At 60.0% G+C, this 20614-nt stretch carries 20 protein-coding genes; 8 read left to right on the forward strand and 12 right to left on the reverse strand.

Annotated features, from left to right (window positions below; translation table 11 throughout):
- Window positions 1-31 precede the first annotated feature (31 nt).
- A complete protein-coding gene (locus tag KBY47_RS10940; protein ID WP_210920821.1) occupies window positions 32-1720 on the forward strand; it encodes a hypothetical protein in 1689 nt (562 codons plus the stop codon).
- A gap of 254 nt (window positions 1721-1974) precedes the next feature.
- Here the strand turns inward: KBY47_RS10940 and KBY47_RS10950 are convergent, their stop codons facing one another.
- Both KBY47_RS10950 and KBY47_RS10955 read right to left on the reverse strand, forming a co-directional pair.
- Window positions 1975-2388 (reverse strand): ATP-binding protein, encoded by a 414-nt coding sequence (locus KBY47_RS10950; RefSeq protein WP_210920822.1) that lies wholly within the window; start codon window positions 2386-2388, stop codon window positions 1975-1977.
- Window positions 2381-2653 (reverse strand): hypothetical protein, encoded by a 273-nt coding sequence (locus KBY47_RS10955; protein ID WP_210920823.1) that lies wholly within the window; start codon window positions 2651-2653, stop codon window positions 2381-2383. The genes KBY47_RS10950 and KBY47_RS10955 overlap by 8 nt, the downstream gene beginning before the upstream one ends.
- 440 nt (window positions 2654-3093) lie before the next feature.
- Here KBY47_RS10955 and KBY47_RS10960 point away from each other — a divergent pair, with 440 nt between their 5' ends.
- A complete protein-coding gene (locus KBY47_RS10960) occupies window positions 3094-4545 on the forward strand; it encodes a helix-turn-helix transcriptional regulator (protein WP_210920824.1) in 1452 nt (483 codons plus the stop codon).
- 65 nt (window positions 4546-4610) lie between these two features.
- Here the strand turns inward: KBY47_RS10960 and KBY47_RS10965 are convergent, their stop codons facing one another.
- The 4 genes from KBY47_RS10965 to KBY47_RS10980 all read right to left on the reverse strand — a co-directional run bounded on the left by KBY47_RS10965 (window position 4611) and on the right by KBY47_RS10980 (window position 7763).
- Entirely contained in the window at window positions 4611-5024 is a 414-nt protein-coding gene (locus KBY47_RS10965) for a hypothetical protein (RefSeq protein ID WP_210920825.1), read from the reverse strand.
- 371 nt (window positions 5025-5395) lie between these two features.
- Window positions 5396-5809 carry an RICIN domain-containing protein gene (locus tag KBY47_RS10970; protein WP_210920826.1) on the reverse strand — a complete coding sequence of 138 codons (414 nt, stop codon included), beginning with the start codon at window positions 5807-5809 and terminating at the stop codon, window positions 5396-5398.
- A 291-nt stretch (window positions 5810-6100) separates the two neighbouring features.
- A protein-coding gene (locus KBY47_RS10975; RefSeq protein ID WP_210920869.1) for an IS5 family transposase occupies window positions 6101-6900 on the reverse strand; the annotation gives its coding sequence in 2 pieces (ribosomal slippage) (window positions 6101-6552 and window positions 6552-6900; 801 coding nt in all).
- Window positions 6901-6944: 44 nt separating this feature from the next.
- Complete coding sequence (locus tag KBY47_RS10980) at window positions 6945-7763, reverse strand: alpha/beta hydrolase (RefSeq protein ID WP_210920827.1); 819 nt, start codon at window positions 7761-7763, stop codon at window positions 6945-6947.
- Between the two features lie 185 nt (window positions 7764-7948).
- Here KBY47_RS10980 and KBY47_RS10985 point away from each other — a divergent pair, with 185 nt between their 5' ends.
- Window positions 7949-8539 (forward strand): hypothetical protein, encoded by a 591-nt coding sequence (locus tag KBY47_RS10985; protein WP_210920828.1) that lies wholly within the window; start codon window positions 7949-7951, stop codon window positions 8537-8539.
- Window positions 8540-8543: 4 nt separating this feature from the next.
- On the opposite strand, the gene KBY47_RS10990 is transcribed toward KBY47_RS10985, so the two are convergent.
- Window positions 8544-9872 carry a hypothetical protein gene (locus KBY47_RS10990; RefSeq protein ID WP_210920829.1) on the reverse strand — a complete coding sequence of 443 codons (1329 nt, stop codon included), beginning with the start codon at window positions 9870-9872 and terminating at the stop codon, window positions 8544-8546.
- A gap of 93 nt (window positions 9873-9965) precedes the next feature.
- Entirely contained in the window at window positions 9966-10241 is a 276-nt protein-coding gene (locus tag KBY47_RS10995) for a helix-turn-helix domain-containing protein (protein WP_210920830.1), read from the reverse strand.
- A 368-nt stretch (window positions 10242-10609) separates the two neighbouring features.
- On the opposite strand from KBY47_RS10995, the gene KBY47_RS11000 reads away from it, so the two are divergent.
- Both KBY47_RS11000 and KBY47_RS11005 read left to right on the forward strand, forming a co-directional pair.
- Entirely contained in the window at window positions 10610-11656 is a 1047-nt protein-coding gene (locus KBY47_RS11000; RefSeq protein WP_247694495.1) for a hypothetical protein, read from the forward strand.
- 162 nt (window positions 11657-11818) lie between these two features.
- Window positions 11819-16234 carry a hypothetical protein gene (locus tag KBY47_RS11005; RefSeq protein ID WP_210920832.1) on the forward strand — a complete coding sequence of 1472 codons (4416 nt, stop codon included), beginning with the start codon at window positions 11819-11821 and terminating at the stop codon, window positions 16232-16234.
- A gap of 34 nt (window positions 16235-16268) precedes the next feature.
- Here KBY47_RS11005 and KBY47_RS11010 read toward each other — a convergent pair whose 3' ends face one another.
- Window positions 16269-16622: a hypothetical protein gene (locus tag KBY47_RS11010; RefSeq protein ID WP_210920833.1), complete on the reverse strand. Its 354-nt coding sequence runs from the start codon at window positions 16620-16622 to the stop codon at window positions 16269-16271.
- Window positions 16623-16743: 121 nt separating this feature from the next.
- On the opposite strand from KBY47_RS11010, the gene KBY47_RS11015 reads away from it, so the two are divergent.
- Window positions 16744-17034, forward strand: coding sequence for a hypothetical protein (locus tag KBY47_RS11015; protein WP_210920834.1), 291 nt, complete (start codon window positions 16744-16746; stop codon window positions 17032-17034).
- Window positions 17035-17092: 58 nt separating this feature from the next.
- Here KBY47_RS11015 and KBY47_RS11020 read toward each other — a convergent pair whose 3' ends face one another.
- The 3 genes from KBY47_RS11020 to KBY47_RS11030 form a co-directional block, all read right to left on the reverse strand.
- Window positions 17093-17434: a helix-turn-helix domain-containing protein gene (locus KBY47_RS11020; protein WP_210920835.1), complete on the reverse strand. Its 342-nt coding sequence runs from the start codon at window positions 17432-17434 to the stop codon at window positions 17093-17095.
- Between the two features lie 438 nt (window positions 17435-17872).
- Entirely contained in the window at window positions 17873-18235 is a 363-nt protein-coding gene (locus KBY47_RS11025; protein ID WP_210920836.1) for a DUF6415 family natural product biosynthesis protein, read from the reverse strand.
- Entirely contained in the window at window positions 18232-18495 is a 264-nt protein-coding gene (locus KBY47_RS11030) for a hypothetical protein (RefSeq protein ID WP_210920837.1), read from the reverse strand. The genes KBY47_RS11025 and KBY47_RS11030 overlap by 4 nt, the downstream gene beginning before the upstream one ends.
- Before the next feature lie 75 nt (window positions 18496-18570).
- On the opposite strand from KBY47_RS11030, the gene KBY47_RS11035 reads away from it, so the two are divergent.
- Both KBY47_RS11035 and KBY47_RS11040 read left to right on the forward strand, forming a co-directional pair.
- Entirely contained in the window at window positions 18571-19011 is a 441-nt protein-coding gene (locus KBY47_RS11035) for a hypothetical protein (RefSeq protein WP_210920838.1), read from the forward strand.
- 27 nt (window positions 19012-19038) lie between these two features.
- Window positions 19039-20370, forward strand: coding sequence for a hypothetical protein (locus KBY47_RS11040; protein WP_210920839.1), 1332 nt, complete (start codon window positions 19039-19041; stop codon window positions 20368-20370).
- Window positions 20371-20614 lie beyond the last annotated feature (244 nt).

The raw sequence follows: 20614 nt of genomic DNA on the forward strand, positions 1-20614 counted from the left end.
AAGCGCGGCGTGAAATATAGGGTGGGGTGAAGTGGGGTCGCGGGAAGAAGCAAAAACACCCTGGGAAGAGCTGTTTCGTTTGGTCACCGAAATGGCCACTGTTGCGAATCTTGAGAGCTGCCCTACATGGCTGGCACTCGTACCTATTTCTCGGGCTCCTGCAAATTCCTCCACATATGACAAGGCTCGAGCCCTTCGTCGAATTTTCCTCGAAGTGGTCGATGCTGCATATGAGACCCACAAACAAACCCCTACAGATAACCTTGCATGCACCATTTTGGCTGCTGGCGCTTTGATGGGTCTTGTAGTGGATGATCCTAAGAGAGCCTTAGTGAGTCCTAGCCAGTCCAGGCGAGGACCCGCAGATCTGAAATCCATCCGGCAGGGCGTAGCTGGTGCATGGGTTGGTGGCGTAGACGAACGCACCGTTCGAAACCATTGGAAAACATACATCGAGAACTTCGGACAGGCGACGCATGATTATTTGGAAGAACTGACCTCTCAGGAGGAACAGAGTCGACAGCAGGTAGAGCCACAAAAGGCCCTACCTGATTTCAAGGGTAGTGAAGCTATCAAGCACAGCGACTCACGTATCCAACCATCACTCGCACTTGATGGCTCACTTCCGATTGAGACCGTTGCTAGTGAACAAAACCTAACATCTCCTATTTCGGTAGACGATCACTCCGACAGTAGCTCGTCCGAGCCAATTCAGACTCGCGATCGCACGCAACCTTCTGTTGACTCCGACGATCGCAAACAGCCGCAACCAGCGAATCCCCGCACTGTGTTTCTCTCAATTCTCAGTGCTGTGGCACTGATCATCACAACGATTGTCGGCGCGTATAAGTGGATCAGTAGCGATGCTGGTGAGTCCCCTGAACCTGGCCCAGTTGCACAGCCAGCCGACCCCTCATCGTTGCCGGTTAAAGTGGTCAATATGGTGGACATAAAACCAGCACCCGTGGGGTCCTTCGTGCTCGCGGAGAATCTTGATTTTAGCGACGAAGAGCTCGCTGAGTTCAACACTAATGTTTACGCTCAAACTGAGAGGCATTCATCCTGGTTTAAAGAACATCAAGCGATTCCCGTGGACTCGAGAGCCTACAATCCTCGGGCAACTATCACGTTAATTGGCAATCTTCAGGAAGAAATTCGTATCACAGACATGAAGGTTATCAAGGATTGCAGGCCGCCGCTTGACGGCACCTTTTTCAGTCCTTTTGATCCAGAAGGGACTACGAGCCCTGGTCCTAAAATCCCTCGTATTGCGTTCAATCTTGACGAGGGTGATCCTGCTCCCCAGGATGCAAATAAAGAACCTCGAGGTAATGGTGAAAGCTACTTCGGTTCTCGCACCATCACGCTTAGGTATGGGGAAAGTGAAACGCTCGGCCTCGGATTTTTCTCGCAGCAGTACTTTTGTAAGTTCACTCTCCGCCTGTTCGTTGCTACGTCGAAAGGATCGGTCTACCAGGATATTGACGCTAGCGGAGAGAATCGAGATCTCAAGAGCACTACGACGCCATTCTCTCTTACGGCTCTACTGTCAGGTGATTCGAAAAAATGGCATCTTGGTGGTTGGAAGAACGTTTACGCAAGGTTTGACTGGCGCGATGATCGTGGTAAATTCCATCGAGAATGGGTGCGCGTGAGTCCCGAGTGCGGCTTGCCATCCGAACTGGCCCCGTACGAAGAACTGTTCTGCCTAGACGAATGAGTCCGATGTGGTCAGTGGTCGTACGCGATTAGAGATAGAGGGACCGAGGCTCCGGTCATGCGGCCATCGCGAGGATGCGCTGAGCGACCCGGATGACGACGCCCTCGAAGGTCCGGCCACCGTGTTGTTCCAGGTCGAGCTGGCCTGAGGGTGTCGTTGACCATATCTGGACATCATGCTGAACCAGCACTGACTTACGCAGTGAATTCCCGACTCAGGACACCAGGACTCGTGCACCCCGATTGGTGAGCCTCTCACCCCAACCCCACCCGACACCAAACAACCTTCCCGCCGCTCGGCGGCTGGAAGAATCCCCACTCCTTGGCGAGGGCCTCAACAATGATCAGGCCCCGGCCGCCCTCGGCCTGGGGGCTGACAATCCCCTTGCGGACTGGCGGTTGGTGGAAGCCGTCTGCTACTTCGACGACCAGCTCGCCGGGCATGTAGATCAGCGTCAACGAGATGCGTGCCACCGAAGCGCCCAGCGTCTCCTCGGTGATGAGCACAGCGTTGGTGACCAGCTCGCTGACGCACAGCTCCACCGTGTCGATCCGCTCGGGCACCAGGCCCCAGGCGCCAAGGACGTCCCTCGTGTGGCGACGAGCCCAGGGCGAGGCGTCACGCTGAGCGGCAAGCTCCAGCCGGCTGACAAGTCGTCCGCTATTCACGACCCGCCTCCTGACTCTTCGGGGCGGTCGCTTCGAACGGCTCGACCAACCAAAGCTGGCCGCCAATCTCGCGCTCTACCTCGTCCCGCATGATCTCCGCCAACACGGGGATCTGGTGCAGGTGCTCGGGCGAGGGCATGACGACGTGGGTCACGTTCTTCATGCGGCTGTGCGCTACAACTTCTTGCCACGCCTTGAGCTGCTGCCACTGGGCCTCGACGAACACGTCTGCGAGAACCAGTCCGTTGTTCTCGGCGAAGATCACCAGGTCTCGTTGGAGACGTAGAACATCGTCGATGCCGAGGTCCGGAAGGACTCGGAGATAGCCATAGGCAAGTCGGGGTGAAGCAGGTCGCACGGTCGGCTCCTTGCCCCGTCCGCTGGACGGGTAGAAAGACGGGGGACTACCGAGCCTGCTTAGGTCTCCCACCTGCGCCAACTACGGCCGTACATACACCGGTATACGTCCGGCGTATTGCCGCCCACGGGCCCCGTATGGCAATACGCTGGGTTGGGCAAAACAAGGGGCAACAAGGGCGGGAGTACAGCGGTATGGCACCACAACCACCAGCCCGCTTTTGCCAGTGCGGTACCCGCCTGGCACGGGATAACGCCGGGACCCACTGTGGCGCCTGCGCCCGCCAGGAGCGCGGCTCAGCTGGTCAACCGCCCGTTCTGCCCGTCGAGTTCTGGCAGCACCCGCAGATGCGTGAGGCCCTGGAGAGCTGGCACTTCGGGAAGGTGCTGTACGCCTACCGCACACATCCGCACCACGAGCGCCCCATCTCCCAGGGAGCCGTCGCCAACTGGCTTGGTCTGACTCAGGCGCAGCTCAGCCGCATCGAGAACGGTCCGGCTCCACAGGACCTGTCCAAGCTCATGAGTTGGGCGCATAGCCTCGGAGCCCCGGCCGACCTACTTTGGTTCAAGCTGCCGGGAAGCCGACACCAGTTCGCCGCTCCCACGAATCCGCGGGAGCAGGCCGGTCGCCAGAAGCCAGAGCAGTCGTCCCAGACCCAGGGATCGACACTGCTCCCCGTCGTGGTCGACGGACAGACCGTCTTCGTACCCATTGACGCCTCCACGCTGGCGACCAGCGGCCTCGGCAGCCTGTCGGCGATCCCAGCCGACAGCACCACGAGCGCAGAACACGAGGCCATGAGTCCGCTTCACCGTAGAACCCTGCTCAGCGGCATCGCCGCTGCTGCCCTCCCGGGTCTGGGCCTGGAAGAACTCCAGCGCGTAGCGAGCGCCTTGGACGATTCCCGTCGGTACCAGGGCGGCCCGGTCGTCGACTACTTCCGCACCCAGTTGGAGAGCGCCAAGCGGGACGACGGCTCCCTCGGGCCCAAGACGACCCTGCCGTTTGTCCTCGGGCTGCTCGGCGCTATTGAGCGGCACGCCCGCGATGTGAAGCCGAAGGCCCGCCGCGAACTGCTGTCGGTCGGGGCGGACGGAGCCGAGTTCGCCGGATGGCTTTACCGCGACATCCACCAGCCTGGACAGGCCGGCTTCTGGTACGACCGCGCCATGGAGTGGGCTCAAGAAGCCGACGATGCAGCCATGCAGGGGTACGTCCTGCTCAAGAAGTCCCAGATGGCTTACGACGAACGGGATGCCCTGCGAGTGCTCACCCTGGCCCAAGCAGCTCGTCACGAGCGGTGGCGGCTCCCACCGCGCGTTCACGCCGAGGTCACTCAGCAAGAAGCCCTCGGCCTGGCCATGACCGGCGAACCGTTGGACGCCGTCAAGCAGAAGCTCGACGAATCGCGCAGCCTGCTAGCCGAGGTGCCTGGAGTCGACCCGAGCCCGCTGGGGGCCTACTTCGCCGAAGACACCCTGATGCTCCGCAACGCCGTCACGTACACCGAGGCTGGGAAGCCGAGCATGGCGGTGGAGTTGTTCGGCGAGGCAATCTCCTCCGGGACGCTGTCGCGGCGTGACACAGGGTTCTTCAATGCGCGGCGGGCGGCTGCCGTAGCGCTGTGCGGCGAGCCTGACGAGGCCGCCCAGCTTGGCCGGACATCTGCCGAAGTGGCCCACACCATGAAGTCGGAGCGGACCCTGCGCGTCCTCGGCGAAGTTCTGCACACTTTGGATCGCTGGAGTAGCCGGCCCGCGGTACGAGACTTCCGCGAGGCTCTGCGAGCTTCGTGAGGGTCGCGCACCCGAAGCCGTCGGGCTACGGGAAGCTTCTTCTCGACCTGCTCAATCGTGGCTAACTAGATCAGCAGATCCCAACGGTCCCGCCATTCATTCACATGCTCAAGTTGGATGACGTGATTCTTCGAATCGGGGTTCCGTGGACGAGTGCCTCCCACGCGTTCAAGGAACTCCTGATGGCGTTTACGCACACCAGCACGCAACTGGTTTGCATCAACAATGTAGAAGTCGCGGGTGTCGGAAATGTTGATCAATATCGCTCGATCGCATGTGAGCGCGGTGAACTCATCAACGTCCCCGATGATCCAGGCATTTTTGGTGGCTACCTTTACCAACGCGACGTGCTCGCCGACTTCGATGTAAGTCTGGGCTCCCCGTAGCTTCGCTGGGAGCGCACGCAACAAAGCTTCGGCGACCGCAAGATGACGCCCAGACTGATGTACCTGCGCGGTGGTGGGTCTCGTTGCTGACATGCAGCAGATCCTGCCGCATCAGCTGCATGTCACGGAAGCTCCTGGTGTAGTTTCAATCGCTTCCTACCTTTTCTGGTAGTCAGCCTGGGCCCTGACTACCCGTCTCCAACGTGGCGGCCATGCACGACCTGCAACCTGCTCACTACCCACCACACCGCGTTACAGGCTGCGCGCTCCGCGCATCCGTACGGTACCGGCGGCTCAGGCAAAGTAGCGGCAGCCCGACGGATGGACCACAGGCAAGGCCGAACGGCAGGCGGGGCACGTCGGAAAACAACTGCATGGCTATGGTGTTCGAGTCGCAGCTCAGAGGACGTGTTGAGCGGCAAAACCGCACCACTTGTTTCACGACAGGCCCGAGGCGGCGTGCCCTACTTCCGAGGGGTGAACTTCCAGCTCTGATACGTACTCCCGTTGCACGGAGCGAGGATCTGCAAGCTGGAGAGCTCGACGCACTTCCCGGAGGCCGCGTTCCTGATCTCGTACCCTCCGGCCACTGACGGAGTCCCGTGCCACTTCTGTTCGATCCTGTCGTCGCATTCCTGGATGTCCAACTTGACCCCCTCCGCAGCGCACAAGAAGCCATTAGCCATTAGCCGGTAGGTGCCGTCAGAGGACTGGGACACCTCCCACCGCTGGTAGACGCTGCCGTTACACTCTTTAGGCCGGGCCGAATAGACGTCCCATTCCAGGCAGAAATCGGGGTACCTAGTACTGGAGATCTGGTAGACCCCGTCGTAGCCATCGGCGGCGGTCGCCGGAGCGGCCAGGGCTGCAGCAGTCACGGCCGCACAGGTCAAGGAACTGAGGACACGGGACAGAGGATTCATGGGCACCTTTCAGGAAGCAGCCGACGTCAAGGGTGCTCCCTCACGCTTAACGGCTCGCATGTCCCTAATCTGATCTGCTTCACGCGCTTCGCGGGGACGGCTAGCCGATAGATCACCCGATCGCGTGCCCTGCCGGCGAGTGCTGTCGAACAACAGCCCCAAGACCCCCAGGGCTAATCAGGCGCCGACAGTGCTCGTTCCGCCGTAGGGCAGGTTCATGCGCTCCACGCTCTCTTAGACGCCATCTCATTTGGTGAGTCGGCGATAGCAGATGAGGGTGCAGGCGATGCTGGTGAAGGCCAGGAAGTGCTCGGCTTTGCGCTCGTAGCGTCGGTGCAGTCGGCGGCATCCTGCGAGCCAGGACATCGTGCGTTCTATCGTCCAGCGGTGGCGGCCCAGGCGAGTCGAGGACTCGATGCCCTTGCGGGCGATGCGGTGCCTGATGCCTCGCCTGCGTAACCATCGCCGCAGGTGGTCGTAGTCGTATCCCTTGTCGGCGTGGAGCTTTCCCGGTTTGCGCCGCCGTCGTCCGCGCCGGGAGCGGATCGGCGGTATCCCCTTCACCAGCGGGATCAGCGCCTGACTGTCGTGCAGGTTCGCCCCCGAGATCCCGACGGACAGGGGCAGACCGGTCCGCTCGGTGATCAGGTGGATCTTCGAGCCGTACTTGCCCCGGTCGACAGGATTCGGACCTGTCAGCTCCCCCTTTTCAGGGCCCGCATGTTCACCGAGTCGATCGCACAGCGGGACCAGTCCAGCTCGCCGCGGGCACCAAGCTCATCGAGGACCAGGCGGTGGAGTTTTGCCCACACCCGGGCCTTCGACCACTCGGAAAAGCGCCGGTGAGCCGTCGCTCCCGATGGCCCGAACGACGCGGACGGCAGCTGCTGCCACGTGCAGCCCGACGTGGCCACGAACACGATTGCAGCCAACACCTCCCGGTCGCCATGCCGACGCCGACCGCCGCCCTGAGGCCGCGAGGGAGCCTCCGGGACCACCCGCTGGAACAGCTCCCACAACTCATCCGGCACCAGCCGCTCAACGATCGAAACCACGACCGATAGGCTACCGATCCAAATGAGATGACGTCTTAGAGTTCCTGAGTCACCCACTCCGCCACCGTCCGGACCACGAAGGCTTGCCACTCCTGGCTCTGGGGGTTGAGGTACTGCGGGTCGTCGTGGACGGCGAAGCCGTGCTGTGCGCCCTCGATCTCGACCAGTTGGCACGGAACCCGGAACTGGGAGACGGCCAACTTCGAGGACTCGAACGGTACGAGGGTGTCCTTGGTGCCGTGCACGATGAGGGTCGGCGCCTGAACGTCGCCGAGGGCTTCATGGGGGCGGAGCCAGAAGACCTCGTTGAAGATGGGCCGCCCGTGCTTGAGGGTCGGCGTGAACTGGATGAAGCCCTCCGACGCCAACTGCTGGGCTGCCTCGTCCTGGAGGTAGTCGTTCTCCCAGAAAGGCCGGCTGTCGATGGTGCGCTTTTTGTAGTCGAGCTGGGGGTTGAAGAGGACCAGGCGCGAGAGCTCGTCCGGGCGCTGGGCCGTGTAGTAGGCACAGATCCCTCCGCCGAAGCTCGCCCCAAGCAGCGTGACCTCCGCGGCCCCAGTCTCCTCACGGACGTACGCCAGCACGACCCGGATGTCGTTGAGGATGGCGGACAGGGTGAGGTCTTCCTGACGACCCTCGCTCTGGCCGTGCCCGCGGAGATCGAAGCGCAGCGAGGCCACACCGGCCTCGGACAGCCCGGTCGCCAGCCGCGTGAAGAAGCCGCCTTCCTCACGGGTGACGCCTCCACCGTGAACGAGCACCACGGCTCGGGAGGTTGGTTGCTCCGGCGTGACCAAGGTGCCCGCCAAGAGGAGGCCGTCGAGGGTGCGGACGCTCACGTCAGTTGAAGGCATGGGAACCAGCGTAGGGAGTGCGGGGGTGGAGTGGCCAGGTGGAGCGACGACCCTGCGGCCTGACGACGGCTCGGGGCTCGTTGGTGGGGCCGGCGGGACGGGACGTAATTGTCCGTGACAGTATTTAATATTTGACTCACCTAAAGGGTATATATATAATTGAACTATTAAAAGGATCACCATTTATGAAAGATGCGTCGAACGCAGAGGGGCTTCACCCGAAGCTGGGTCAGATTGTAGATCTCGAATCTCTTCAGGAAACATTTTCATTCAAGGATAAGCTCGAATCTCACAAGACTGCTCTAGAGCAAAAATTAGAAGATTTCTATGCTCTGACAGGAACGAGTGAGGCGTTCTTTAATGACACGCCCTTTCCGAACACATCTTGGCAAATATACGCCAAGTGGGTTAAGTTGAGGCATGATTATCGGTATCAGATTCCAAACTATAACTTCCTCGTTAGGTACATAGACCTGATTGACCGCGTAAATGAAATGTTGTTTCGTCGCGACTTCGATGAATGCCTTGAGTCCTTCAGAAGCGAGCTTCAGGAGCTAACAGAAGAGAAGGTTGAAAAGGAATTTTTGCAAGCCTGTTCTAGCGGACTCCAAGAGGAACTGTTGGAAAAATTCGAGGCATCCAATAAAGATGAAAGTTCGCCGATCACGGAGGAAGATAAGGAGAATTTGAAGCTCCGCGTTGCCGACTTCTTAAAGAGAGACTACGGGTGGTCAGATGCGGAATGCGCAAAGTTGATTCGATCATATCCATGGTAATTTCTTAGAAACTCCAAACTTCCTGGTTCTCTAGAACGTCTGGCACTTCATAGTCGCGCGCTGCCGGATGAAGTTGAAGGATCTGGCGCAACGTCACCAAAGCCCGGTAAGCATCGCGCATAAGCTTGGCCTGTTCCTTGAACAGCGCGACGTTGTACTCGTCGGGCCTGATCGTGTGAGCGTTCGGGTTCCGTTTCTTACGGATTTCCTTCAGCGTCTTGATGGCGTGCTCGATCAGCTCGGGATTCTCACACCGGACCTTCGCCTTGATCCACTCGTCAAGGATTCGGATGGTTCCCCGCTGTGTGACGACCGTGCGCCCCTTCTTGTCGGTCTGCTCGTCTTCATACGGAACCTCGTTCTGGAAGAAGTCCCGGTTGATGTTGTCTGAGAGCATCTTGTCGAGGGCACCTGCGAAATTTGCCAGTTCGCGGCCCGTCGGACGAATCAGGTAGCCGAAGTCATTGGGCCAGTTCTCACTGTAGGTGTTCCTGAAGAGTGGTGGCCGCCCGATGTGCTGAGCGAGGGCGTTGATCTGTTTCATCTCTTCCAAGACCGCCCTAAACAGAGAGAGCTTCTCGTGCCAGTCTCCCAGAATGCTCGACCGCAAGTAGTCGGGGTGTGGAGCGAACTTTTCCCTGTCGTCCTCCTGCTTGGCCTTCCAGATCTGCTGATGCTCAGGAGAAAGTGAAGACAGGTATCGGCGAAATACGACAACGCCCCATCCGTCGTCCTTTTGTAGCGCCAGGCCGAATGACTCAAGCAAGATCTGATCCCGCTCGGGCATGGTTGACTGCCTGAAGTGGTCATCGTGGATGCTGATCCTGCCACTGATGTCGAAGCTGTAGTAATAACGCGGATCGTTGCGGTACGACTCCAGAATCGAGAGATCGAAGAAGTGGTATCCGAGGGCGGGATACCCGAGGGCAAGTTCGAGGCTGTACGGCCGGCCTCGGTATGTATCACGGTCTACAACCGATTCAAGGTGACCAACCGTGGGATAGAGACACGCGCCAGCCAGGTCGTTGGTTGCCAGCTTTTCAAGCTGCTGCTCTCGCGACTCCGGCTCGAACGCCAAGATATGAGGGTTGGGGTGCCGGTCACCATAGTTGACGTATGCAGTGCCCGCCTCGACCAATGGCCGCAGGAGCGCTCGGAGGTCGTCCGGTTCCATTTCAAGGGCGTGCACCGGTAGACCGTTGAAGTCGTGCGACTGCACATAAAACTCGGTGGCCAGAGCCAGGAGATACTCTGGGGTCACCTTCTCGTCAGCTGACGACTTCCGGAAGAGCTTCGAGAAGGCGGACATTGCGGATCTGAAGATCACGGGCACCTCAAGATTTTGGCGCGTAGGCAGAGCCGCCCAAGAGACGACGGCCCGCGGAAATTCTACTGCGCCACAGGTGGGGTGATGCCAGTGATATTTCTAGGAGGCCGAGGTCGGAACACCGCCACTGCCGACGTCACCCGGCGCCTTCAACCCCTGCACCAACTCTCCTGGGTCGATACCGAGCGCCTCAGCAATCTTGAGGATGTTGTGCAGGCTGACGTTGCGCTGGCCGCGCTCGACCTGCCCGATAAAGGTCCAGTGCATACCGCTGTCGTCGGCAAGGCGCTCTTGGCTCTTGCCGAGCTCGTTTCTGCGGGTGCGTACCCGGGCCCCAAAGGTCTGGGCAGCGTCTGAGATGGGCTGTTTTGCCATAACAACGCCCAACTACATATGTCCCAAGCATTAAAATCCAGAGACCTTGTATCCCAAGACTCTGCATCCCATGACTATGAGTCCTATAGTCGTGGCCAAGGTCCCCGGCACTTGGGAGGGGGGTGATGGCCATGCTGCGCGCCAACAGTGGCGGTGGTGGCGGCACCGGCGGCTGATAGCCCCCGTGCGCCACACCCAGGAGGCCCCGAGTCGTACCTAGCGACTCGGGGCCTTCCCCATGCTAACCATTGCTCTGAGCTGCACGTTTGTTATAATTGATCTTGTATATGTCAAGTCCGCTCGAGCGCCTGTACCAAACCAAACCTGCACTCCTCGCGACCGTCGTCACGGTGGTTGGTATAGCTCTGATGCTCCTCGCCCACTGGACGAGCGGCAACGCGGCCGGCGCCTGGCTTGACAGCCTCCCCGTGATGGAAGTCGGTTCAGCCCTCTTCACGACCGGGCTCATTGCCATCTTCTTTGAGTACATCGACCAGGCCGACGCCGAGGCTCGTGCCAATCAGCGACTCCGCAAGGTGCTGTCCGAGGAAGCACCTGCCATCCGGGACGCCGTGGTCGACGGCTTCGCCTTCGCGCCGGAGTCCCTGACGAACGTCGCCTCCCAGAAGACGCTCGACCGGATCGTCGAGAACACCTTGAGCATCCGTCTTGGTGACAAGGAGCTGGCGGCTGACGCCTACCAGGATCTCCGAGAGCAGATCATCGGGGCTCGGCAGCGCTGGGAAGATGCCCACGCTTCGGTAGCCCTCGCACCCTGGGGCAAGGGGCCGGCGGAAGGCCGAGGCGCGATGTTCGTCGCCACCATCCGTTGGGACTACCGCTTCGTGCCGTCGAGCCCGGTACTGCGCTTCTCCTGCGTCTCCGACCTGGATGCCTACCGAGAACTGCTGGCCGACCCAACCTCCACAGCAGAGTGGTACTTCGAGCCGATCGACGGCCTCGACGCCTCATCGCCCGAAGCCTTCGAACTGGTGCAGATCGCCGTCAACGGCAAGCCGCAGAAGGTTCGTCGCAGCGTACGCAAGGAGGGGCAGGTCTTCACCTGCAACCTCGGCAGCGACGTGAAGACCAACGAGGCCGTCACCGTCTCCTACACCTACCGCGTGTTGGTCCAGCAGCACGGGCATGTGTTGCACCTCGATCTAGCCCAGCCGACGAAGGACTTCCGAGCTGAGCTTTGGTACGGCGATTGCGGTATCCGGCACATGAACGTCTTGAACTACCTCTCCGGACCACGACAGCCGCGGTACACCCACCTCTCAGCATCGGACCCGTCACCGAGTGTCGAAGTCGCTTACGAGGGATGGACGTTCCCCAAGGGAGGCGTGGCGTTCGTATGGGTGTTGGAGAGGGAGATGCAGGAGCGGGCTGTGTCGGATGGGCGCAGGAAGTGATCGGGTTCAATCAAGGTCACGGAGAATCAGAGTGAAGTCGTCATGGTCAAGTCCGGCTCTTGCGCAGGCTCCTGTCGGTGCCACCCTCTACCCTGTGTTCGTGCAACCTGGAGGGCGATCTGACCTCTCGGATGCACCCACAGACTTCCGAAAGGGGCCGAGATGAGTCCGCGGGTCGGCGGTGAGGCTGACAAGCTCGGTAACCACTATGAGGGAGCTTGGACGGTCTGGCAGGTCCTTCAGGTGCTAGCTGGTCGTGCCAACTCCGTCATGGTTGAGCCCCTGGGGGACATCGGTGATGGCATCGAGTTCACTGTTCGTCGTCACAACGTTGTGGAAGCTCACCAGGTCAAACGCCAGCACGGGAACGCGAACTACTGGACACTTGGCGACCTGCGAGCTAAAGGAATTTTCGCGGCAGCCCAGGCCCATGTAGATGGAGGGCGGCAATATCACTTTGTTTCAACCATCCCGGCCAGAAGCCTCGACGAGCTAGCCGGACGAGCTCGGCGCTCTCCAGATCTCCAGACATTCGTCGACACGCTAACCGACACTGCTGACTTTAATTACCTTAGCTCAACTGTGTACAACTCATCCCAGATTGCCTGGGAAACGCTTCGAGGCATTCATGTCCAGTGCGTTGATGAGCGACTGCTGCGAGACTGGAATGCCGCACTTGCTGGGATGCTCCTAAAGGGTGCTTCTGGGCTCACGACCGCAGTCACTCTGGGCGACCTTATTACTGAGAAACTAGCAAGACCGCTCGACTATCAGTCAATCTGTGATTACCTACCGGAGTATGAGCTCAGCTTGGCAGGGATCGTTGGATCCCAAACGCTTGCCCAGGCCATTGGCAATACTTTCACTAGTTGGAAATCGAGCGTTAAGCGCGAGCTTCTCAATCCACCCATCGAACGTGCTGAGGCAGTGCAGATCGCCGATCAATTGATCAATGGAGATCGGTGCATCTTTGCTGTGGGTGTTGGTGGCGTCGGAAAAAGCACGGTGTTGTATGACGTAGTTGAGCGGGTCGAATCAGAGCTTTGGGCCGTACTCGCATTCCGTCTTGACAGGGAAGACCCTTTCTCATCGACCTATGAGTTGGGTCAGCGGTTCAACCTGGGTACATCACCTGTGTCAGCGCTGGCAGCAGTGGCACAGGAGCGCCCTTGTCTTCTAGTCATCGACCAACTGGACGCCGTAAGTAAGGCGTCCGGCCGGATGCCGCGAACCTTCGATGCCGTCGACGACCTTGTACGTGAAGCATCAGCATTCCCGAACATGCGGGTACTACTGGCCTGTCGCAAATTCGACTTCGATCACGACGATCGGATCAGGACACTCGCAAAGACCCGTGACGCGAAGCAAGTCGAATTGAAGGGATTGGAGGATAACCAGGTTGTTTCGGCAGTCGACTCTATGGGGGTGGATAGCAGTCGCCTGAGTGATGGACAGAAAGAAGTGCTTCGAGTACCACTGCACCTCAAGTTGCTACAAAGCATCTCAGACCAGTCAGAAGCGTTCTCCTTCTCAAGTACTAACGATCTGTTCAATGCATACTGGGATCGGAAGCGACGGGATTGTCAATCGCGAAGAGAAGCGTCTGTTCGCTTTAATGACGTTGTGGCAGTACTCGCCGACGAGATGAGCAGACGGCAGCGTCTTACTGTTCCAGCTTCATGTCTTGACGATGAAGATTTGTCGAATCATGCTGATGTCTTGGTCTCTGAGCATGTGCTGGTGCAGGAGGGACGCAAGATCTGGTTCTTTCATGAGTCATTCTTCGACTATGCGTTTGCTCGGCGGTGGACGCGCCGAGGTCAGACACTGGTGGAGTTTCTTCTCGACGGGGAGCAGGAGCTATTTCGGCGGGCGCAAGTACGCCAAATCCTCACGTATCTGCGTGAGGAGGAGCCAGAGCGGTTCGTTAACGAGATGGAAGCTCTTCTCTCTGAAGCAGGGGTTCGCTTCCACGTCAAGGATGTAGCACTTGGGGTGCTCCGGTCCTTGGAGATGCCAACGACCGCTGAATGGTTCATGGTTGAACGACTGCTCGGCAAGGATCTCTCCTTCCTGGGTCGTATCTGGTTGACACTTCGGACATGCCCGTGGTTCGAGCGACTTGATGAGGAAGGCGCGATCGAGAGGTGGCTCCGAGGTAGCGACAAGGACCAAAGAGTTCGGGCCCTTGAAATCATGCTTGGAGGCGTCAAGGAGCATCCGGATCGCCTGGCGCAGATTATTGCTCCTTATGCGGGTCAAACCGACGAATATCCATCATGGCTGCAGTGGGTTATTCGCTTCGCCGATGTCAATGAGAGTCGAGATCTCTTCGACTTGATCCTTGAGGCGGTACGAAGAGGCGATCTTGATGGCAACGATACCGAGTTGTTCATGTCTCTGTATGATCTCGGTAGCAAACAGCCTGATTGGGCGGTAGAACTACTCAAAGCATACTTGGTCGACCGTCCGGGAGCTCTAGCACTTGACTCAACTGGAAAAGTAGAGGTGCTTTCATCTCGGGATTCTGGAGCTATTCAGATCACCACAGGAGCGGCAACCGGGGCGACTCAGAAGTTCTGCGAGGAGATGGTCCCCTACCTACTCAAGGTGATGGCGCTGACGGAGTACGAGAGTGAGAATGGTCAGCTCCTTGATCGTCTCTCTTGGTATAGTGGCGATGAAGGAAATCACCATGAGCTCGGTTCGGCGTTGGTGGCCGGCGCAGTTGGAGCACTGCGGAAGTTCACGGCCGAGGACTCATCAACAGCCAGAGCACTTCTCGAGAAGCTTGCTGAAGATGGGCACGGGACAGCGCAGTGGCTCCTGTATGAAGCACTGGCAGTAGCTAGCGAAGAGAATGCTGAATACGCCGCTACCCTTCTACTCGACAGGGAATCGGGTCTACAGGCTACCGCCTCTCTGTGGCCAGTTCAGCGACTTGTAAAGGCGATCGGCCCACATCTGTCTGATGAACGCTTCGCGAGACTCGAGGGCGCGATCCTGGAATTTCGGCCCGAATGGGAAAGCGAGGCTGGTGCTTGCTCATTTGCCCTGCTGTCCGGACTGGACCAGGACAGGCTGTCCGACGCGGGCCAGCAGAGACTTGAAGAATTGCGCTGTCTGTTTAATACTGACGAACTAACCGAACCGCCGAGGCCGCGCGGTGGCTTCATTCAGTCACCTATTTCATCCGAGGTAGCCCGGCACATGTCGGACGCTCAGTGGCTGGAGGCAATGGAGGAATATGATTCGGACCAGACTGACTGGACGACTCAGCAGGGCGGCGCGGTCCAGTTGTCGCATGTGCTAAAGGAGGAAGTTAAGCGAGATCCAGCACGCTTTTCACAACTCTCAAGCAGTCTCAAGAAGGAACACCATCCGTCCTACGCAAACGCGATCTTGCAAGGGCTAGGCGATAGTGACGTATCGGTTGACCCTAGTCTCGTATTTGAGGCAGTTCGACACATCGCATCGCTTGAAGTAGAGGAAGTTGACCGATGGCTTGGGTGGGCTTTGCGCCCTCATCTGAGGAGTGAGATCCCTGACAACATTATCGCGTTGCTCGTAAAGCAAGCGCTGTTCTCGCCCGACGCGGGTGACGTAACTGACTCTGCGCAGGAAGACGGCCGCGATCCGTGGGAGCGCGGTATTAATACCGTACGCGGTGCAGCTGTAGAAATGTTGGGGAACATTCTCGTACATGACGCAGATGGAAGGCGGACAGCTCTACTTCTGCCTTCACTGGTCCAAATCGCTGGTGACTCGTCTGTTGCAATTCGTGCTTGTGCTGCCCATTTGGTTGCTGCATGCCTTCGTCATGCTCCAGATGAGTCAGTGGTGGCATTCCGGCGACTCATTGACTCAGAAGATCGCCTTCTCGCAAGTCACTACGTTGAGCGCTTGATCTTTTATATTAGTAATCGTGATGTGTCGATTGTGCATCCAGTGATTCGCCACATGATCGCTTCTCCTGTATTTAAGACGCGCGAGTCCGGAGGACGTCTAGCGGCTTATGCAGGTCTGGAACTGGGTGTAGATGACCTTCTTACAGAAGTCAGGACGAGCACCGATATCGCAGTTCGCAAGGGCGCGGCCCAGATGTGTGCTGGCCGACTGCCACACACTGCGAATGTCGTAGCTGCGGGCGATGCGCTTCGCCAGTTCCTTGAAGATGGAGAGCAGGAGGTGCGGGAAGCTGCAGCCTCGATGGCCAGTGCGCTGCGTGGAAAAGCTCTCCGTCCGTTCGAGCGTGAGCTGATCTCTCTCATCAATTCACCATCCTTCGAGCATGCCGCGTCCCAGATTCTTATCACTTTGGACCAGGCGCCAGATCGAGTAGACGGGTTGATTATGCAATGCGCTCGACGTTTCGTTGAGGCATATGGCACGGACACCGGAGACATTTCGACTAGAGCTTCAGCGGATGCACGTGAAGTGGGTGCCCTATTGGGCAGGGCGTATGCGCAAGCGCATGACTCTGGCGGGCGAGCTTCAGTGTTGGATCTCTTTGATCAACTGCTACTTCATGGTGCATACGGTGTTGTTGATGTCGTCACAGCAGCTGAGCGTTGGTAAGTGACTTCGTTCGAGTTGTTGAAAGTTTCAGGAACTAACTCTCCGAGCTTTTGCCCCTCCGTCCACCACGACTCGATCCTGTATCCGCCGGCGCCTCGTTTGAAGCCGCTGCTGTCGATCCGAGCACCTTCTCGATAGCAGCACGTTGCTCTTGAAGCTGGCGTTGTTGTTCCTCGATTCCAGCCATAGCTTTGCTACGGACTTCTGGATCTCCGAGTATCTTCTCGGTCCAGTCTCGTAGTGCCTCTTCGCCAAGTTGGTTGATCGTGTGCCCTGTGATGCCTCTCAATGCCTCTATCTGGGCACGTAACTCCTGGCTGATCCGTGGTGCAAAGACCTTCTTTTCGGCTTCTTCGCCCTGGCCCTCTGGTTGTTGCTGTTCACTCATCGAGTAACCCTCCTTTGGTTTTTAGTGAGTATCCAGTCTTATTTAAAACCTCCCATCGGATTGAGTCAATGACTTGACTTTCTACCTTGATTTCATGTTGCGGTGGGCGCATAATGGAAATATGGCAACACAAAACCGTGATGAGTTAGATAAAAAATTCGACGAGTTCGCTCTATCGCTCGCAAAATACTTCAACCAGCGCTTCGATGACCTGGAAAAGAAGTTTGACGACCGCTTCGAGAAGGTCGACCAGAAGATTGACCGGCTCCAATCCAGCGTTGACGAAGTTCACGGCATGCTCGAAGTAGAGCGTGACGAGCGCACAGTCATAGCTCATCAGCTCGACCGTCACGAAGACTGGATTGAACGAGCCTCACGCAAGTTGAGCATCGACTACGACCAAGCTGCGTAGCAGCCGAACGAGAAAGACCGCCCGAACAGAGCGATCTTTCATCGTCCCAAACTGCTAGTCACGCCACTGGTGGTCGCATTCTCACGCCCTCACGCTTAAGCGCCTTGTATACGGTGCTTCCACTGACGTTTAGCTTTCGCCCGATCTGATTGGTGCTCAGGCCCTGTTCGTACAGCTCCTTCGCTCTGGCTACCCGGATTGGGGTCATCTTGACCATCGGGCGCTTTACGACACCCGCGCGCTCCAGGTGCCGGTCAACTGTGTGGCGGTGCACACCGTAGCGGCGAGAGAGCTCCCGCTCGGTAGCCCCTCGTCGATACTCCTTGATCAGCTCTACCACCTCGTCGGGCGACAGGATCTTGTGCTCGCGGATCTCCTTGGCTATGGCCGGATCTTCCACCGGCCTCACCTGCTGTTCCGTTGCTACGTTGGCCATTACAGACCGCTTGAGCAGGCGTTCTAGTGGTGCACTCGGGTTCGCAAGCGAGTCACGAAGGCGCACAGACCGCATCGCAGGTCAGAGGAGTCACAGGCCTCCCGTTCAATTCGAACGGGAGGCCTGTTCCATGCTCGGAGTCCACATGGATGCCACATCCCCGCCGATCACACCCTCACGGCGTTCCCCTCCTCTGTGATGGAGTGGGCGGGTCGTCGTCGGGCTTCCAGTGGCAGGCGCAGCGGCAGCGGCGCACCAGCAGCACCCTGCGGCTGCAGGGCAGCGGAATGTCGTTGGTCTGGCGACAGTCACCGTGAAGGCTGCGGTACTCCGGCCGCTGGGTCGCCAGCGCGCACTCCGCCGACCGCTCCACGGCCGTTCCGCCCGGGGCAGGCGCGTCCATCAGCCCGGCCGCAGGTTCTCTCGGTGGTCACACAGGGCATTCACCGAGCGGGCGAGCCGCCGAACATGCGCGACATACGCAGGCTGCGTCTCATCGGAGGCCCCCTGGCGGAGGAGTCTGCGGGCTTCCCCGACGCAGGCGAGAGCACACGCCCGCGGAATGTCGTCCTCCGACTGTCGGTACGCCGCAGCCTCAACCTCTGGGATCGACACGACCGCATACCCCCGCATCTGGAGAACCAGGTCCTTCAACTCCTCCAGAGGAAGAAGCTCGGGGTCCCCGGTCATGAGGCGTCTTACGGCAGTCCGCATCATGGCGACGTCCAGCGGCACCTCAGCGTCGGATGGGACGAAGCCCTTCATCCGGCCGCCCTACGAGTCCTGAACGGTCCGACAGCGAGAATGCGCGCGATGCGGTCGGCGCACTCCTCCTCTGCGCCCCGCACTCCGATCTCGTAGTCGAAGCCGGTGACGTACCGGTCGGAGAGGGCGAGAATCTCTTCGGTGAGGCGATGGTTGAGCGGATTGGTGACGCGCATCCGCATCTCGGCCTCGTTCACGGTTACCTGAAGCCCATGGTTCTCCAGGTAACCCACAAGCTGTTGCAGGTCGTTGGTGTCCACACCCAGACGATCCCAACGGGGCGTAAGCCAGGGGATATGACAACCTATGACACGGAGTAGATCTTGAGTCGTACGGTGACGATCACCGGCACCCGTAGCACCGGCCACAGGCCAGTCACAGAGTATGAGGCCCTGTTCAGGGAGTGGCTCGGCCCCTTCGAAGCCGACGCGCACTTCTACATCGGCGGCGCCAACGGCATCGACAGCCTCACCCTTCTGTGGCTTGCCGGGAACACGGATGCGAGCCTCACCGTCGTCGTGCCGGGTACGGTCGCCCAGCAGCCCTCCGAGGCCCGGCAGGCGATCACCCGCGTCCGCACCCGCGTCAAGGAGATCGTCGAACTCGGGGCCGACACACTGAACTCGGACACCTACCATGCCCGCAACCGGTGGATGGTCGACCACACCACGATGACGATCGGCTTCCCCCGGGCCGGGCAACTGGGCTCCGGGACCTGGCAGACACTCACCTACACACGCGATCAGGGGAAACCTCACCTGATCGTGCCCGTGTAGCCGCCTGCTGCCGCACCATGGGGTGCCATGGAGGACAGGGCCGCGGGGGCGGCAGCGCTGAAGGCACTGCGGAAGCGGCGCGGCTTCTCCTTGAGCGCGATGGCCCGCGCACTCACCGGGCTCGCCGACGACCTGCGCCAGCCACCGCTTCCTGCCGTAGCCAGCGTCCAGCGGTCCGTCGCCCGCTGGGAGGCCGCGCGCCCGACGATGCCGGACGAGCGCTACCAGCTACTCCTTGCCCACCTATATGCCCGCACCCCGGCCGACGACCTCGCGCTCGGACCGGGCAGCGACTTCGCGCACTACGTTGACGCCCTCCGTCTGCTCGGCGAGAGCGAGCACCGTACCGCCGAACTGCGCACCACCGTCCTGCGCGCGGCGACCGACACCGACGGCGGCATGCTCGCGCTGCTCTCCCCTGACTTGCACGCCAGTCTCTCTGCGGCGCTGTCCGACCCGGCGCGCACCACCGAGGAAGCGGTAGCCGGGCTGGCGTCCGTCGTCGCCGACGTCAACGCCCAAGTCGGCAGCCTCCCGATGGTGCGCCTGCAACTCCTGCTCGCCCCGGCCGTCGAGGCAGCCCGCCGGTTACTCCCCGGGCCGGTGCCCGAACCGCTCGGTCCTCGACTACGCGAGGTCGCTGTAGCCGCCTCGGCGCTGGCCGGTCGGCTGGCCTTCGAGGCACGGGACGACGCGACATCGCGGGCCCTGTACGCCGACGCCACCCGCGAAGCACAGCGTCTGCCGTCGTGGCAGCGCGCTGGCATTCACATGAGCCACGCCCTCGTCACCCTCTACTCGGCGCCGGGCCTTGAAGGCGCACGGCAGTTGGTGGACCGGGCAGTGCATGCAGCACGGACCGGGGAGAGTCCCCTCGTCCGGGCCCGCGCGCACGCGCTTCAGGCCGAGCTTGCCGCCCGAGCCGGGAACCGGCAGCAGGCGGACGCTGCGCTCGCTCTGGCCTGGTACGACGTAGAAAGCGATCACAGGGAGGATCCTGCACCGACCAGCTTCTCCGCCGGTCACCTGCGGGGCTTCCAGGGCGTGTGCGAGCTGTACGTCGGAGACCCCGACCGGGCGCACGACCGCTTCTCCCGGTCAGCGGCGACGCTGTCCACACCCCGGGAGCAGGTCCAACGAGCGATCGTCACGACCGACCAGGCCCTGGCCCGAATCCGGCTCGGCGAACCCGAAGCGGCGGCCGCTCTACTTCATGAGTGCGTGACCACGGCGTCAAGCACGGGCGGCCGAGTACCGGCGCTACGCCTCCGCCAGGCCCGCCGAGAGCTGCGATCGTGGCGTCGGGAGGAATGGGTGGCTGACCTTGATGACCACCTGATGGACACGCTGGGGGCATGACGAAATGGCCCCGTCCGAAGTGGATAGGGCACGGTTCCCGGAGACTGGCAGCGCTGCGGCACCAGTGCCACCAACTGTGCGCTGCCTGGTGGCAGGCGCTCCAGCCGCGGGGGTCTGTCGCGACGGCAGATGACGGCGCGCCTGGGTGCCGCGGGCTGGAGACTGTAGCCATCCAGCCATGCAGACACAAGACGCCCCCTTACTCCCCATGAGCACCTGTTCGCCGAGCACTCGGTGCTTCCCC

Source organism: Streptomyces sp. B93, from assembly GCF_018070565.1.
In the GTDB taxonomy this organism is placed as follows: domain Bacteria; phylum Actinomycetota; class Actinomycetes; order Streptomycetales; family Streptomycetaceae; genus Streptomyces.